The 14,676-nt window shown below is 65.2% G+C and carries 16 protein-coding genes and 2 pseudogenes; 10 read left to right on the top strand and 8 right to left on the bottom strand.

What is annotated here, in order from left to right; all coding sequences use genetic code 11:
- Positions 1-130 precede the first annotated feature (130 nt).
- Positions 131-991 (top strand): helix-turn-helix domain-containing GNAT family N-acetyltransferase, encoded by an 861-nt coding sequence (locus tag QH196_RS09455; protein ID WP_280415386.1) that lies wholly within the window; start codon positions 131-133, stop codon positions 989-991.
- A gap of 14 nt (positions 992-1,005) precedes the next feature.
- Here QH196_RS09455 and QH196_RS09450 read toward each other — a convergent pair whose 3' ends face one another.
- From QH196_RS09450 to QH196_RS09440, 3 genes are all read right to left on the bottom strand, one after another.
- On the bottom strand, positions 1,006-1,557 hold the full coding sequence (locus QH196_RS09450; protein ID WP_280415385.1) for a hypothetical protein: 552 nt from the start codon (positions 1,555-1,557) through the stop codon (positions 1,006-1,008).
- Between the two features lie 988 nt (positions 1,558-2,545).
- On the bottom strand, positions 2,546-3,895 hold the full coding sequence (locus tag QH196_RS09445) for a PhoH family protein (protein WP_280415384.1): 1,350 nt from the start codon (positions 3,893-3,895) through the stop codon (positions 2,546-2,548).
- 385 nt (positions 3,896-4,280) lie between these two features.
- Complete coding sequence (locus tag QH196_RS09440) at positions 4,281-4,664, bottom strand: DUF488 domain-containing protein (RefSeq protein WP_280415383.1); 384 nt, start codon at positions 4,662-4,664, stop codon at positions 4,281-4,283.
- A 105-nt stretch (positions 4,665-4,769) separates the two neighbouring features.
- On the opposite strand from QH196_RS09440, the gene QH196_RS09435 reads away from it, so the two are divergent.
- Positions 4,770-5,042, top strand: a complete 273-nt coding sequence (locus tag QH196_RS09435; RefSeq protein ID WP_280415382.1) for a hypothetical protein — start codon at positions 4,770-4,772, stop codon at positions 5,040-5,042.
- Between the two features lie 29 nt (positions 5,043-5,071).
- Here the strand turns inward: QH196_RS09435 and QH196_RS09430 are convergent, their stop codons facing one another.
- From QH196_RS09430 to adh, 4 genes are read right to left on the bottom strand one after another with little or no spacing between them, the layout of a single operon-like run.
- On the bottom strand, positions 5,072-5,479 hold the full coding sequence (locus QH196_RS09430; RefSeq protein WP_280415381.1) for a type II toxin-antitoxin system VapC family toxin: 408 nt from the start codon (positions 5,477-5,479) through the stop codon (positions 5,072-5,074).
- Entirely contained in the window at positions 5,476-5,712 is a 237-nt protein-coding gene (locus QH196_RS09425; RefSeq protein WP_280415380.1) for a FitA-like ribbon-helix-helix domain-containing protein, read from the bottom strand. The genes QH196_RS09430 and QH196_RS09425 overlap by 4 nt, the downstream gene beginning before the upstream one ends.
- Positions 5,713-5,757: 45 nt before the next feature.
- A complete protein-coding gene (locus tag QH196_RS09420; RefSeq protein ID WP_280415379.1) occupies positions 5,758-6,150 on the bottom strand; it encodes a DUF779 domain-containing protein in 393 nt (130 codons plus the stop codon).
- Complete coding sequence (adh, locus tag QH196_RS09415; RefSeq protein ID WP_280415378.1) at positions 6,150-7,667, bottom strand: aldehyde dehydrogenase; 1,518 nt, start codon at positions 7,665-7,667, stop codon at positions 6,150-6,152. The genes QH196_RS09420 and adh overlap by 1 nt, the downstream gene beginning before the upstream one ends.
- Before the next feature lie 397 nt (positions 7,668-8,064).
- Here adh and QH196_RS09410 point away from each other — a divergent pair, with 397 nt between their 5' ends.
- From QH196_RS09410 to QH196_RS32505, 8 genes and pseudogenes are all read left to right on the top strand, one after another.
- A complete protein-coding gene (locus tag QH196_RS09410; protein WP_280415377.1) occupies positions 8,065-8,433 on the top strand; it encodes a hypothetical protein in 369 nt (122 codons plus the stop codon).
- Complete coding sequence (locus QH196_RS09405) at positions 8,430-9,059, top strand: DUF3558 domain-containing protein (RefSeq protein ID WP_280415376.1); 630 nt, start codon at positions 8,430-8,432, stop codon at positions 9,057-9,059. The genes QH196_RS09410 and QH196_RS09405 overlap by 4 nt, the downstream gene beginning before the upstream one ends.
- Positions 9,060-9,062: 3 nt before the next feature.
- Complete coding sequence (locus QH196_RS09400) at positions 9,063-10,424, top strand: hypothetical protein (RefSeq protein ID WP_280415375.1); 1,362 nt, start codon at positions 9,063-9,065, stop codon at positions 10,422-10,424.
- Positions 10,421-11,128 (top strand): ESX secretion-associated protein EspG, encoded by a 708-nt coding sequence (locus QH196_RS09395; RefSeq protein ID WP_280415374.1) that lies wholly within the window; start codon positions 10,421-10,423, stop codon positions 11,126-11,128. The genes QH196_RS09400 and QH196_RS09395 overlap by 4 nt, the downstream gene beginning before the upstream one ends.
- A 450-nt stretch (positions 11,129-11,578) precedes the next feature.
- Positions 11,579-11,899 carry a hypothetical protein gene (locus QH196_RS09390; RefSeq protein ID WP_280415373.1) on the top strand — a complete coding sequence of 107 codons (321 nt, stop codon included), beginning with the start codon at positions 11,579-11,581 and terminating at the stop codon, positions 11,897-11,899.
- 6 nt (positions 11,900-11,905) lie between these two features.
- On the top strand, positions 11,906-12,946 hold the full coding sequence (locus QH196_RS09385) for a hypothetical protein (protein WP_280415372.1): 1,041 nt from the start codon (positions 11,906-11,908) through the stop codon (positions 12,944-12,946).
- A complete protein-coding gene (locus QH196_RS09380) occupies positions 12,940-13,857 on the top strand; it encodes a hypothetical protein (protein ID WP_280415371.1) in 918 nt (305 codons plus the stop codon). The genes QH196_RS09385 and QH196_RS09380 overlap by 7 nt, the downstream gene beginning before the upstream one ends.
- Positions 13,854-14,327 (top strand): annotated as a pseudogene (locus QH196_RS32505) (LpqN/LpqT family lipoprotein); the annotation flags it as partial. The gene QH196_RS09380 and the pseudogene QH196_RS32505, both read left to right, overlap by 4 nt.
- A 40-nt stretch (positions 14,328-14,367) precedes the next feature.
- Here the strand turns inward: QH196_RS32505 and QH196_RS09375 are convergent.
- Positions 14,368-14,676: pseudogene (locus tag QH196_RS09375) on the bottom strand (hypothetical protein); the annotation flags it as partial.

Raw genomic sequence — 14,676 nt, 5'->3', positions numbered from 1 at the left:
ACGGAATAGTCACCACGAGGACCCGAAATCATTCCGGATAATTCCCTCCGCGAAATATCGAGGACACTCGATAAACATTCGAAACGGCAAAATTCTCGAAACGGATATTTCCGTGGATATAGTGGGCCGCATGACCTCCTTGGAACCGCCGATCGTGCGGGACCAGGTGCGCGACGATGCGCTCCCGGTCGCCGACGCGACCCTCTACGCCGGCTGGTTTTCCTGCCTGGCCGACCCGACCCGGGTCCGGTTGTTGCACCAGGTCGCCACAAGCCCCGCCGGAATCCATATCGGCGAAATCGCCGAAGCACTCGGAATCGGTCAGCCGACCGTCTCCCATCACGTCCGCAAACTCACCGACGCCGGATTCGTCACGGTACACAAAGAGGGCACCGCCACACTCGTCACGATCAACCCCGACCGCTGCACGGAACTCCCCCATACCGCCGACGCGGTCATGGGCATCCTGACCCCGCAGCCGCTATGCCCCGACGATCCACCCCCGGACGTCACGGTGCGCGCGATGCACGGCGACGACTGGCCCGCGGTCCGGGCCATCTACGCCAGCCGCGGCACCACCTACCCCGCGGTCTTCGCCGCCGAAGCACCCGAGCGGGAGGCCTTGGACCGGCAGTGGCTACCCGGCCACCGCTGGATCGCCGAAACCGGCGGCCGGATCGCCGGATGGGCCGCCCTCACCCCGGTCTCCGGGCACGAGTTCTACCGCGATATCGCCGATAGCTGCGTAATGGTCGCCGACGATCTGGAGGGCCGCGGTATCGGGACCGCACTGCTGCGCCGGCAGGTGATGGCCGCCGAAGATGCCGGGCTGCGCACGCTGCAGACCACCCTGTACCCCGAGGACCGGACCGGTATCTCGGTCCATCACGCGGCCGGTTTCCGCACCGTCGGCATCCGGGAGCGGATCGGCCGGTTCGAAGGACGCTGGCGCGACGCGGTGCTACTGGAACGCCGCAGCCCACTCAACTGAACGCGGCCGGAGGTTCACGGGCCGGTACGGACCGGCCGCAGGATCACCTTCAACCACATGGTCGACAAACCGCACAGCACACACAGCACCGCCACCACCGCGGTCAGCCAGTCGAGGAATGCCGGCCCGCCGATTCCGTGCTCGCCGATGACGGCGAGCGGATGGACACCCGCCACGAGCATGGCGACGGTGCCGAACAGTGACACCAGAGAAGTCGGCACCCAGCGCATCCACCGGAACGGCCGCACCACCTCGTCCGGCGCCCGGCCGGAAAACACCTGTTCCACCCGCAACCAGGCCACACAGTTCGGTACGAGCACGGCCAGATCGATCAGTAAGGCCGCCAGCGCGACCCCGAGCGCCGCGCGGGGCACGGCGGTCACCGGCCATGCCACGGGCAGGACACCGCTCACCAGCCCGCAGACGGCGAGCACCACCCCCACGGCCGCGATACCCGACCACACCAGCGACCATTTCCGCCGCGACACGGCCAGGGCGACCGTATCGGCGCGCTCGTCCCGCGTACACGCGTCATACCATCCGGGCGCACCGGCCGAAATCCTCATAGAACTTCCCCGTACCGATCGATCCTGATGCAATGGCGCCGCGTACGGCCCGGTACCCGGCCTCCGCCATGCCTCGCCAACCCTAACGACCGGATCGATACCGCGGAACCTCCCCCGCTCCCGGCCCCGAGCCGGCGGGAGTACCTCCATGGAGCCCGGAACGCGGCCGGTGCCCGCTCCTTGCAGCGCCCATACCGGTTCCCGCGAAGTCGCTCCTTCGGCTACTCGCACCCACCGGGGGTCGGAGTGCACGCCGAGCTGCGTTGGACCGGCACCACGTACCGCTTTGGATCTCGTGCCTCGACCGCCGCTCGAAGCAGCCCTGGACCGATCGAGTCCAGGAGGTACCGACACCTGTACCGGCACCGAGAACTGCGACGGCTCCCAGTTGCGCAGCAATCTCTCGGGTTCGCGGCCGGGACCGGCGGCGGCGCGTCGGCGGGCAACTCTCCCGTGCTTGCCCCGTGGCTGTCCACGGTGCCGGCCCGATCGAGTCCCGGACGAACCGATCCGGCGGTGCAGCGGGTGGCAGTCCGCCACGGGCGGTGACGCCGGTCGGCTGCTATTCGGCTCGGGCTGAGCCGAATTCGCCGGCGCGGCACGGAAAGGCCTGTTCATCCGGCTGCGGAGCACACAGGCACGGCCGTGGACATCCGACCAGGGGTGTCCGATCCCGGGTAGACCGGGGTTTAGGGTTGTCGATCATGGCCAGACTGTCCCGTGCGCTGCTCGCGGCGCCACTGCTCGCCGGCGCGTTGCTCGCGCCGGCATGCGGTGGCGGCGCCGGCGGGGGCCCCCCCCCCCCGGATGTGTGGGCCCCCCCCCGGGGCGGGGCCAAAAAACCCCCCCCCCCCGCTCTCAACCGCGCGGGGGCGGGGCCCCGCCCCCCCCCCCCCCCCCCCCTCGCCGGTTGGTTCGACGGACGGCCGGCGCCGTACGCCGCGGACCTGTGCGGTCCCGGGTACGGCGCCGCCCGGCTATGCGCGGGTCAGGCGCTCGGCGCGTACTCCTCCAGCATCTCGGTGACCAGTGCGGCAATCGGCGACCGCTCGCTACGGGTCAGGGTGACATGGGCGAACAAGGGGTGCCCCTTGAGCTTTTCGATCACCGCCGCGACCCCGTCGTGCCGGCCCACCCGCAGATTGTCGCGCTGCGCCACATCATGGGTGAGTACCACGCGGGACCCGCTGCCCAACCGGCTCAGCACGGTGAGCAGCACATTACGCTCCAGCGATTGGGCTTCGTCGACGATCACGAACGAATCGTGCAGTGACCTACCGCGAATATGGGTCAGGGGAAGGACTTCGAGCATATCCCGGCTGAGGACCTCTTCCATCACCTCGCGGCTGGCCAGCCCGTCGAGCGTATCGAAAACGGCCTGCGCCCACGGGCCCATCTTCTCGTTCTCGCTACCGGGCAGGTAGCCGAGTTCCTGTCCGCCTACCGCGTACAACGGCCGGAACACCACGACCTTGCGCTGAGTGCGCCGCTCCAGCACCGCTTCCAGCCCCGCGGTGAGCGCCAGCGCCGATTTACCGGTACCGGCCCGGCCACCCAGCGAGACGATGCCGACACTTTCGTCCAGCAGCAGATCCAGCGCGACGCGCTGTTCCGCGGACCGGCCGTGCAGCCCGAACGCCTCCCGTTCCCGGACCAGCTGTACGCGTTTGTCCGCGGTGACCCGGCCGAGTGCGCTGGAGTTGTTGCCCAGCAGCCGGATCCCGGTGTGGCAGGGCAGTTCCCGTGCCTCGTCGAGATCGACGACCGATTCGCTGTAGAGCTGGTCGACGATTTCGGAGGCGGTGTCGATTTCGGCCATGCCCGTCCAACCGGAGGTCACCACGTCCTGGGCGTGATATCCCTCCGCACGCAGACCTACCGCGCTGGCCTTCACCCGCATCGGGATGTCCTTGGACACCAGCACCACCTGGCGGCCGTCCGCGGCGAGGTTCAACGCGCAGGCCAGGATGCGGGAATCATTGCTCTCGGTGCGGAAACCGACCGGTAGCACCGTGGGATCGGTGTGGTTCAGTTCCACCTGCAATGTGCCGCCTTCGGTGCCGATCGGCAACGGCTCGTCCAGCCGGTCGTGGGTCACCCGCAGATCGTCGAGCATGCGCAGGGCTTCCCGGGCGAACCAGCCCAGTTCGTGGTGGTGCCGTTTACCTTCGAGTTCACTGATCACGACCAGCGGTAACACCACCTGATGTTCACCGAACCGGGTCACCGCCCAGGGGTCGGACAGCAGCACCGAGGTGTCGATGACGAAGGTCTTCAAACCTTTCTCAATGAAGCGAGAATTCGCCGAGGGGGCGGATACGGAGCGATTATCAGTCACGGTAGGCTCCTAGGTCTGCGCGGCACCCACACAGACAGTCTCGCTGGGCCGGTCGGTCCGGATGGCTGCTGACGGGGTGCGTCAGCGGCCACGAGGGCCGGGTGCCGGCCCCCTCGTACTGAGTTGCTCAGTCACGGTCAGGACCTCCCGAGCGAGCCACAACGCGTGACCCGCCACTGACGAAGCTACCCCGTACCAGCCCCTGTGCGCTCGCAGAAATGCGGGAGGGTTTGATGAATTCGGTGTGAACGGGGCCCCGAACCGGATCATTCGGGCAGGTCAGGTAGGCTATTCGCGAGTTCGTTCGGATATCGTCGGAGGAGGGCCGCCGGCGGGCGCCCGATGCCCGGGTTCGCCCCACATTCGCCCCGGCCGATACGTCAGGCTATTCGCCCAGGGCCTGCATCAGTACGGGAATATGGCTGCTACCCGGATCTTTGACCGCGGTGACGAGGGTGACCGGCGGGTTGGTCCGCGCCAGGCCGCGTAACCGGACGAGCACCTCCCGGGCCGCCCGTCCCGCGAGTTCTTCGCGATACCGGTCCGCGAAATCGTCGCGGCGGCTGCCCGGATCTTCGTGGAACCAGCGGCGCAACTCGGTCGAAGGCGTGAGGTCCTTGGCCCATTCGTCGATTCGGGCCGCGGATTTGGTCACCCCGCGCGGCCACAGCCGATCGACCAGCACCCGGTAACCGTCATCCGGTTCCGGGGCCTCGTAGGCCCGTTTGACCTGGAAGCCGCTGGGGACGGGGTAGGTCTCGTCGGTCATGACGCCATCGCATCACGCGCGCGGGCCGCTCCGGGAGCGCCACGCGGGACGAAGCTCCCGGCCGGAAACGCGACCCGACGCGGCGGGCGGGATTAGAGTCGGCGTATGGGCACGAACGAGGAGTTGGAAGGCCTGTCGTCGAAGGAACTGCACGACCGGGCGGTCAAGCTCGCGGTGCGGCACGGCGATATCCGTTTCCTCTGGCAGCTGCTCACTCGGATACCCGCGGCGGAGGCCACGGCGGGGCGGGTCGGGGAGAGCGAGGCCGATATCAAATGGGTGGTCCCCATGCTCGACGATTACGTCCATGCCGGTGACGGCGATCTCGCCGAAGCGTTGCGCGGGTTCTACCTGGAGTACCTGCGCGAGCATTCCTGAATTCGCCGGTAGGTGGTCCTGCGCCGTCGCTATTGCAGGACCGTCACCTGGAGGTCGGGCATGCTCTGGATTGCCGCTTTTGCCAGCCGAGCGTCGAAAGTTATCAGAGGCGCATCGTGCAACGCGGCCACTGCCAGATACGCCGCGTCGTAGACGGAAACGTTGTGCCGTAGTTTCCACACGGTCTGCAAGAGCAGTGGGTCCGTGTCGATGTAGGTGATCTGCATGGCAGTAATCGCCCGGAAAGCAGCGTGGGCGTCTTCGTCGGGAAGTTGGTTGGTCAGCACGGCTTTGTGCAGTGTCCGCAGGACTTCCAAGGGCATATGGGCCGGTGCTGCCCAATCGTCGTCCGCGAACAGCGCCGACCGTGCGGCATCTCCTCGATCTGTAGGGCCGGCCAGCGCCATGATCATGACGTTCGCATCGACGACGATCACTCGTCGGCCTCGCGCCCGGCCCGAATTTCTGCGACCACTTCTTCGGCGTCCATGGCCAAGGTACGGCGACCTACGAGGCTTTCGATCAGGTGCCTGTTGCGTTCGGCGCGGAACTCCCGCTCCAGCAGCGCCCGCAAATAGGCTTGAGTCGATTGGCCTCGCGACGCGGCTCGCCGCGCGATCGCATCACGTACTTCTTCCGGAACGTCTTTGATCTGGATGGCAACGCTCATACCCACAGGGTACATGCGCATGCCATGCGCATGTACCCTGTCTTTCTACTCGGGGCCCGTCCTCGGTGGTGGCGCGGCTTCCAGTTGCAGGAATTCGTCGTCGGTGAGCAGCCGGGAACGGATCAGGAACCGCACACCCTCCGGCGCCTCCAGCGAGAACCCGCTGCCGCGCCCGGGCACCACGTCCACCGTCAGATGGGTGTGTTTCCAGTATTCGTACTGGTCGGCGCTCATCCAGAACGGTGTATCGGCGTCGACCTCCCCGAGCAGCACATCCTGCCCGCCGACCCGGAACTCGCCGCGCGGGTAACACATGGGCGCACTGCCGTCGCAGCAGCCGCCGGATTGATGGAACATCACCGGGCCGTGCCGCTCGATCAAATCGTGCAGCAGGCGAGCCGCGGCCGCGGTGAGCTCCACTCGGTTCGGCTCCGGCATCAGAAGAATCCGAGCTTCTGCGCCGAGTAGCTGACCAGCAGGTTCTTGGTCTGCTGGTAGTGATCCAGCATCTGGGCATGGTTCTCCCGGCCGATCCCGGACTTCTTGTACCCGCCGAACGCCGCATGCGCCGGATAGGCGTGGTAGCAGTTCGTCCACACCCGGCCCGCCTTGATACCGCGGCCGAGGCGGTAAGCGGTGTTGGTGTCGCGGGTCCACACCCCGGCACCCAGTCCGTACAGGGTGTCGTTGGCCAGTTTCAGGGCTTCCTCGGTGGAATCGAAGGTGGTGACCGAAACGACGGGGCCGAAGATCTCCTCCTGGAAGATCCGCATATCGTTGCTGCCCTTGAAAATGGTCGGCTCCACGTAGAAACCGTTCGGGTAGCCGTCGACCGTGCGCGCGTTACCGCCGGCCAACACCTCGGCGCCTTCCTTCCGGCCGATATCGATATAGGACATGATCTTCTCGAACTGGTCGTTACTGGCCTGCGCGCCGATCATGGTGGCGTCGTCGAGCGGGTCGCCGCTCACGATGGCCTTCGTTCGTTCCACACACCGGGCCATGAACTCGTCGTAGATCGACGAATGGATGAGCGCACGCGACGGGCAGGTGCACACCTCACCTTGATTCAGCGCGAACATCACGAAACCTTCGACTGCCTTGTCCAGGAAATCGTCATCGGCGGCCATCACATCGGGCAGGAAGATATTCGGGCTCTTACCACCGAGCTCCAGCGTCACCGGGATGATGTTCTCGCTGGCGTACTGCATGATCAACCGCCCGGTGGTGGTCTCCCCGGTGAACGCCACCTTCGCCACCCGCGGGCTCGACGCCAGTGGTTTTCCGGTCTCCACCCCGAACCCGTTCACCACGTTCAGCACACCCGGTGGCAGCAGATCGGCGATCAATTCGACCACCTTCAGAATCGACGCCGGCGTCTGCTCCGCCGGCTTCAGCACCACCGCATTTCCCGCCGCCAACGCGGGCGCCAGCTTCCAGGTGGCCATCAGAATCGGGAAATTCCACGGAATGATCTGCCCGACCACACCGAGCGGCTCATGGAAGTGATACGCCACCGTATCGGCATCGATCTCGCTGATCCCGCCCTCCTGGGCCCGGATCGCCCCGGCGAAATACCGGAAATGATCGACCGCCAGTGGCAGATCGGCCGCCTTGGTCTCCCGGACCGGTTTCCCGTTCTCCCAGGTCTCCGCGACGGCCAAGGCCTCGATATTCTCCTCGATCCGGTCGGCGATCTTGTTCAGGATATTCGCGCGCTCGGTCGTGGACGTCGCACCCCAGCCGTCGGCGGCGGCATGCGCGGCATCCAGCGCCAACTCGACATCGGGCGCGGTGGAACGCGCTACCTCACAAAAGGTTTCACCGTCGACCGGCGACGGATTGTCGAAATATTTCCCTTCGACAGGCGCGGTCCATTCACCACCGATGAAATTGTCGTATCGATTCGCATAGCTGACGATGCTGCCGTCGGCACCGGGCTTGGCGTAGGTCATGAGGAGCTCCTCGTTCGACTCGGACGCAGTGATACGCGCCGGGTTGATGTGGTGATGTAACTCACTATGCCGCGCTTGGGGTCGGGGTGCACGGGGTTCTTGCGGAATGGGAGGTCGGGGGGCCAGGGCCGCGAACGGTCGCCGGTGGGTGGTCGCACATCGGAACCTCCGGGTACGGCGCGCACGACAGAACGGGCGCCGTTGCCATGCTGCCGGACGCCCGCGGATGTCGACTTCGGACCTCGAGATCTCCGACTCCACGCTGCGGCGTGGAGTGTCGGCTGGATCCGGCGTGCCGCGGGGCGATCGAGTCCAGCGGGGCAAACCGGGGAACCGAGTCGGGCTGGGGTGCGTCCATTAGGGTGAGTGAAGTTTTACGAAGGGTGGGCCGAGCGCTATGGACGTGGGGCAGGGGACGGCGAACGCGCTGTACCAGCAGGCTGTGTCGGGGACTTTCCGGATGGAACGAGGAGCTGCGGAGCGCTGCGCGGCTGTCTACACGCGGTTGGTTGAGACGTGCCTGGATGCGCAGCTTGCGGAGTCCGAACGCTTGCACCAACTGTCCGGTTTCGGAGGGTTCGTGTCGGCGCAGGAATTGCAGGCAGGGTTCGCAGCTAAGGGGATGGCGGTAACCGAGGCGCTTCTGGGCATGAAGGAGGCCGCGCTGCGAATGGCGGCGGCCTATCTGCATGCCGGCGGCGCGTTCGAGGAGGCAGATGCAATGAATAGCCAGGCGCTGAGTGTTGCGGGAGAGGTCGTGGAATGAGCACTCGAAAACTATTGGCCGTCTTTGCGGCAATGGGTGCTCTCGCCGGTTTGTCCGCGTGCTCCGCCCCCGAGGAGTCGACCCAGACAGCCTCGGCGATATCCGAATCGCCGGCGGTTTCGCAAACGAGTTCGGCGCGGCCGACGTTGACGGAGTCACGATTGCAGCCGCCCCCATTGGAGAACGAATACACGACGCAGGGGCGACCCGATGTGGTGTTTGATCCGTGTACGTGGGTCAGCGATGAGGCCGTCGTTGCAGCGGGTCTCGACCCGGCCACGCGCCGCCGAGGTACGGATATCGTGGCGGAGTACACCTTTCTGACATGCGACTTCGATGGTGAACTCCGCGATCTTCAGATCAATTCTGGCAATGTGACCTGGGAAGAGGACAAGCAGAAAAACGGTGCATACAGCGAACCGCTGACGGTAAACGGCCGGGAAGCGCTGCTGGTACAAGACCCGCAGCTGAAGCGAGTCTGCAGCATTCATGTGCGGACCAAGGTCGGCTTCGTCATGTTCAGTTCAACTCGAACATTCGAAGGTTCCGAGGCCGGACTGCAACTATGCGATGGCGTTCTGGAGATCGCGACGGCCCTGGAGCCGGAAATCGGGGCGGAGAACTGATCAATGAGCGATGAAGACAATCCCGGTGGGATCGGGGCGGCCGGACCGGGACTGGGTATCGACCCCGGATCTGTGGAGGCGCGACTCGCGAGCCAGACAAGCCTTTCCGGCGCGCAACACTTCAGTTCGCAGCTGTCCCACGATGGGCAGGACCCGGCCTATATCACTCAGATGGAGCTTTTCGAGGGGCTCGAACACGAAGAGATCTATGCCAAGGTCAGCGAGATGACGCCCGGTGTCATGCACGGTGTCGCAGATGCCTACAAATCCATCGCCAATTCGCTGGGCGGTGCACTGTTCGGCTCCTTGCTGTCGATCCAGCGTGAGCTTTCCGACGGTATGGCAGGCGAATTCGCCGATGCGGCGAACCAGGCCTCGCGGGCCTTCTTCGACCAGGCGACCGATGTGCAAGAGGTAATCAACGCCGTCGGTATGCGGATCCACTCGGCCGCGTACGGAGCAGAGGTGGTGAAGAAGTCGGTACCACCACCGCCCGTTCAGGGGGTGGCGCCCGGCGGTACCGCCGTAACCACGTCCGTAAACGACCCCGGTCAGATTGCGCAGACTGTGGTCGGTGCGGCGGATCCGGCGGCCCAAGCCGCATTCGACGCGTACAAGGAAGATCAGCGGCTGGCCGCCGTCGAAGTGATGAATATGGCTTACAAGCCCACCTACCAGCCCGCAGGCGAGGGCGTGCCGACATTCGTCCCCGTGCAGATGCCGGGCGACCAGCCAGGTCCGGTGGGACCGAACGGGACGACCTCCAGCGGCCCCGGTGGCACCACCTCCGGACCCGGTTCGCAGGCGCCGAATGGTGAGAGTCCGGGTCAGAACGACACCGGCGAGCAGCCGCAGGAAACCCCGGGTTCGACGGAAGAACCGCAGGCGACGACGGCGAGCAGCACCGAGAATTCGACCACGCAACCGCAGGGCACGACTCCGGGCAACCCGACCGGTGATCCACAGCGGACCACCTCCTCGACCACCACCCCCGGTTCGCCCGGCGCACCTGCCGGGACTCCCGGTTCGCCCGGGATGCCCGGCGGTGCGCCGCCGCAGAATCAGGCACCGGGTAAAACCGTCCCGGGAACTCCCGGCGGTACGCCGAACGGCCCGGCCGGCGGGCCCGCGGCCGCGGCTGCTGCTGCGGGCGCCAGTCGCGGCATGTCGGGTATGCCCGGGATGATGGGCGGCGGTGCCGGCGCCAGACGCGGCGAGGACGACGAGGAGCACAAGGTGCCCGACTACCTCATCCATGACCGCGAGGAAGAGTTGTTCGGTGCCCGGCCCCAACTGCTGGACGGTGTGCTGGGCGGCGACGCCCCCGCCGCGCAGCCGGCCGATGACCGTGGAGAACGTCGGTGAAATGGGAGTTCACGCCGGACGAGTTCATGCACGTCTGGAAGGAGACGGGTAAGGACCGCTACCCGTATCCGCTGGAATTGCGTTCGTCGGTGCGATGGGAGGACGAATACCAGCGGCTGGCGGCCCGGATCGAAACCGAATATCCGCGCGGCGCCGACCCTGATCTCACATCCGCGTTGCGGGCGGCGGCGGATCCCGAAGCCACGCTCACGCTGTCGGGCAGCCGGCGCCGCCGGATCCGCGCCTACGGTGCCTTCGCGGGAACCGCCGGAGTTACAGTGGTGCAGTTCCCGGGCACCGCAACAGATTTCGACGGAAAGTTCGTGGTGCAGATCGGGACCACCACGATCGTCCCCCGAATCTTCCTGCAGATCCTCGGCGAACTACCCAAGGGCACCCGCCCGCCGCTGGTGGAGAGTATCGATCGGCTACGCGACACCTACGAGATCTGGAACGGCGGTAAACCGCAACCCGCGGACCATATGCGCCGGATGTTGAAAGCACCCCGAGCGGGCTCGGGCTTCCTGCAGGTACGCCACCGGCTCCGCGATCCCGAGCCGCCGGAACCGCGCTACCTCAGCTGGTTCGATATCGCCGACGACGGCCGCTACGTCTACCGGCACCGCTACCAGGACTTCCATATCGACCCGGTATCGCATGACGAACTGAAACGTGCACTCACACAAATGATCGCCCCGTTCTGAACGATATCCGCCCGGCCCCCGCTGTTCCCACGGCAGCGGCACCGGCGGATACTGTCCGCCGCCGGTCGCTATCGGTGGCGCAGAAGGGCAATCGCCCACCCTCTTTCACTCCTCGGGTTAGTCTTGGCCTATGCCCGGCGCAGCATCCGGCGGGGGCACCTGGACGGTGCCGGACCCTCCCACAACTTTCGGTGTTGCAGTGGGGACGTTTCGCGAAGGTGAGTCACGGAACGTCCCGCGCGGGGCGTCTGTGATACGTGGCCGGATACATCGGATGCGAAGTCGGCCGATGTATCCGGCCACTCCCGAATTTCGGTGCCCGATGGATTCGGTAGGGCTCAGCCCCCGATGGAGTATTCCGGCGCATCCGGCCTGAAGCTTTCGGCCCGGTCGTGGTACGAATTGGTGGATCGGATTATGGCTGCGGACATGTGAAGGCGAGGGGGATACATGTCTATCGAGGTGGATGAGGACAGCCTACGGCAGGCGGCCGCGGCGTTGGCGTTGCTGCCCAGCGATATCGACGCGGTGCCGAAACTCGACGCTGAACGAGCCGGGAATACCTTGAAGGGCTCCGCCATCGGTGCTGCGTTGATGAGTTCCAATCCGGCCAGCACCCGGGCGAAAAACCTGCTCAACGCACGATTCAATCAGCTATCCGGTCTCCTGGCGATGTCGGCGAACAGCTTCACCGGTACCGATACCGACGCTGCCCAACGGCTCGCTACCGCCGTCGATCTCAATTCCGGCGATCCGCACGCAGTGAGTTAGTCCGCGATGGCAACACCAACCGAAGTGCTCAGCTGGGATGTGTCGAACCTGCCCACCGTGGCGACCAACGCGACGGGGATAGCAGACGGGATCATCAAAGCGGCGGGCACCATGTACGACACGCTCCACAACGGCCTCATGTGGAAAGGCGAAGCGAAAACCGCGGCGGAAGGCAAGGCCGACCGCGAACAGACGCAGATGCGCGCCATCGCTACCGCCTATGACGACCTCGCCGCAGCCGCGACCGGCGCCTACCAGGCCATGGAACATACGCTCACCGAAATCAAGGTGCTGTTCCGCAACTACGTGCACGCTCCCGTCGTGGTCGGCGAGGACTGGAGTGTGAGTGGAGTCGAGGACTGGAATTCCGAGGCCGGGATCCAACTCGCCCGCCTACCAGGGCTGGCGGAAGCTTTGATGACGGCCGATGCCCAGTGGGGCGCACGGCTCGCCGACGCAAACGCCGAACTCGAACGCATGGCTTCCGATGAAACTCTCACCGCCGTAGTGAACGCCGTCAAGCAGATCAAAACCGACGATCCCAAAGCGCTGCCGGACGGGATCGCCGAGTCTCCGTGGGCCCACTGGAAACCGGACGTGCCGGCAATGACAGCCGCATCTATCTCCGGCATGATGACCGACGGGGTGAAAATGGGCTTGGAAGGCGCAGCGAAAAGTGCCAACGACGGCACTGTTCTGAAGTGGGTGAAAGAATGGGGGACCTTCGCGGACGGTAAGTATACGACCGGTTTGAGTCGGCTGGGGATAATCGGAAATGCGATAGGTACAGTGCCCGCAATAACCAACGACATCGAAGGGGGAATGGACCCGACGAAGGCCGTTGTCAGTGAGTCTGCCGGTACCGTGGCGGGCATGGCCGCGGGGGGAGTTGCCGCTGCTTGGGTCAGCGGAGGCTCCATCGGTGCAGCGATCGGTACGGCGGTGCCGGTGCCCGGTGTGGGTACTGCCGCAGGATTCGTCATCGGCGCCGGCGTAGCTGCTGGCGCGGCGTACCTGACCTCCAAGGGGATTCAAAAGATATGGTGATGAAAGACGGTGTGTTTCCCGAAGTCGACTGGATCGAGAGTTGGCCGAAAGGCCGATCCAAGTCTGCTGTGATCGTGCCGGTTGCTTTTACGATCATCTTTTCGGCGCTTGCCGTAACACCAATACTGGGGGCGCCGTGGGGCGCCGGGCCGGTGGTGACTCTGGGGGCAATCGGTGGGGTTCTGGCCTTCCTTGGGCTTGCGTACTTCTTCGCTTCTCTGGGTTTCGGATACTTTCCGCGCCGGAATGCGGGCATCACGCCATACAACGATGCTACGTACGGTTGGGGTATCAGGTTGGACGTTGACCGCATCGAGTCGACACGCCTCCTTCCCGCTCTGGCCGGGATGTCAGTGTACGGATTCTGTGGATGGTTGGATTGGCGGGCAGGTGGGAATTCCCTTCTCCCGATGTCGAAATCTAATACAGGGGGCGCGACCGTGGCCCTGATCTTTTCCGTTGTTACGGGTGTCTCGGTGCTGCTTTTCGGCGCGCTCAGTAGGTGGTCGATCCGGGTTGGGATTCATCCGTTGGGGATTGTTCGTCGACTTTCTATGCCTTTCGGAAAGGGGAAGAGCGAGTTCGTCCGCTGGGAGGACGTGGTCACGATTGATGCAGGGGAGTTCTCTTCGGGAAAAGCGAAGAATCTGCCGATTTTGAAACTTCACCTTTCGGATTCGTTAGCGCCTCCCAGTCATCGGATGTTCGATCAGCCCGGAGTGTTCGGCATCCCACTGCATATCTATAGATGCGATCCGAACTCATTGTTCTCGATAATTGTTTTCTTGCATAAACACCCGGATCAGAGGTGTGTTTTGACCTTTCCGGAGATTCCGCAATGGTTCATTCAAGTCGAGCAGCGAGGTGAAGGAACGGATGGGCCCTCGGAGGGCGATGGCGGTGCCTCATGAATTCACCTTCGAGGAGTTCGGCGGGATCGTCCAGTGTTTCCGAATATCTCGTAGAAAACGACGTGCGCTCCGCGCCCGTTCATCCGGATACCGTTGCGGCGCCCCGAATATCGCTCGACGTACCCCAGGAGTGGCAGGAAATCCCTCGAGAGGTTCTGCCCGGCGCGTACTGCGCCTGGGCGGCGGCTCCGGAGGGTGCTACGAACTGGTCGGACAATGTTCTCATAATGGCCGGCCGGCTGGACCGGCCGGTGGATTCCGCCGCCTTGTTGCGTTGTGGTTACACCGATTCACGGCGCATGCCGGAGTGGCAGGAAATCCACGCCGATGCCTACCCCTGTGCTGGGTTTCCGGCGGTTGCGGTACTGGGGAGGTATCGGGTCGAGGGCAACGAGTTCGTCGCGTATACGCGGTACATCCTGGTAAGCGCAGGGCCTGTGCAGTATCTGGTTCAGGTCACCGCCACAGTGCGAGCAGCCTCCTCGACCGCGGTAGCCGATATCGGCATGATCAGAAGTGGCCTGAACATCGTGTCGCCGGGCGACCGGAGCGTGCCCGCCAGTAGTAGTGCCCGGGTGACAGAACCCGCCCCGCCTCGGGGCGGGTCGAGGGGGCGCGCCCCCGCCCCGGGGCGGGGGGGGGGGGTGGGGGGGGGTGGCGCCGGGGGCCGGCCCCGGCGGAGCAACGATGGGTGAGGGTGTGGCCGAAAACGGTGGCCAGCGCGTCCACCGGTTTCGGCATACCGGGGTCGTAGGCGATGCGGTCGGCGGTGATGAGCTGGGCCGGCGATACCGCGATGGACGGCGGTGCCAGCGGCTC

The organism is Nocardia carnea (assembly GCF_029868325.1).
GTDB classification, from domain to species: Bacteria; Actinomycetota; Actinomycetes; order Mycobacteriales; family Mycobacteriaceae; genus Nocardia; species Nocardia carnea_C.
The sequence above is the reverse complement of the archived record's forward strand: the minus strand, read 5'-3'. Positions and strand labels throughout refer to the sequence as shown.

Excerpts from the sequence above, each read along its gene's own strand:
- QH196_RS09455 (WP_280415386.1), top strand. The coding sequence starts at position 131 with ATGACCTCCTTGGAACCGCCGATCGTGCGGGACCAGGTGCGCGACGAT.
- QH196_RS09450 (WP_280415385.1), bottom strand. The coding sequence starts at position 1,557 with ATGAGGATTTCGGCCGGTGCGCCCGGATGGTATGACGCGTGTACGCGG.
- QH196_RS09440 (WP_280415383.1), bottom strand. The coding sequence starts at position 4,664 with ATGACCGACGAGACCTACCCCGTCCCCAGCGGCTTCCAGGTCAAACGG.
- QH196_RS09435 (WP_280415382.1), top strand. The coding sequence starts at position 4,770 with ATGGGCACGAACGAGGAGTTGGAAGGCCTGTCGTCGAAGGAACTGCAC.
- QH196_RS09425 (WP_280415380.1), bottom strand. The coding sequence starts at position 5,712 with ATGAGCGTTGCCATCCAGATCAAAGACGTTCCGGAAGAAGTACGTGAT.
- QH196_RS09420 (WP_280415379.1), bottom strand. The coding sequence starts at position 6,150 with ATGCCGGAGCCGAACCGAGTGGAGCTCACCGCGGCCGCGGCTCGCCTG.
- adh (WP_280415378.1), bottom strand. The coding sequence starts at position 7,667 with ATGACCTACGCCAAGCCCGGTGCCGACGGCAGCATCGTCAGCTATGCG.
- QH196_RS09410 (WP_280415377.1), top strand. The coding sequence starts at position 8,065 with ATGGACGTGGGGCAGGGGACGGCGAACGCGCTGTACCAGCAGGCTGTG.
- QH196_RS09405 (WP_280415376.1), top strand. The coding sequence starts at position 8,430 with ATGAGCACTCGAAAACTATTGGCCGTCTTTGCGGCAATGGGTGCTCTC.
- QH196_RS09400 (WP_280415375.1), top strand. The coding sequence starts at position 9,063 with ATGAGCGATGAAGACAATCCCGGTGGGATCGGGGCGGCCGGACCGGGA.
- QH196_RS09390 (WP_280415373.1), top strand. The coding sequence starts at position 11,579 with ATGTCTATCGAGGTGGATGAGGACAGCCTACGGCAGGCGGCCGCGGCG.
- QH196_RS09385 (WP_280415372.1), top strand. The coding sequence starts at position 11,906 with ATGGCAACACCAACCGAAGTGCTCAGCTGGGATGTGTCGAACCTGCCC.
- QH196_RS09380 (WP_280415371.1), top strand. The coding sequence starts at position 12,940 with ATGGTGATGAAAGACGGTGTGTTTCCCGAAGTCGACTGGATCGAGAGT.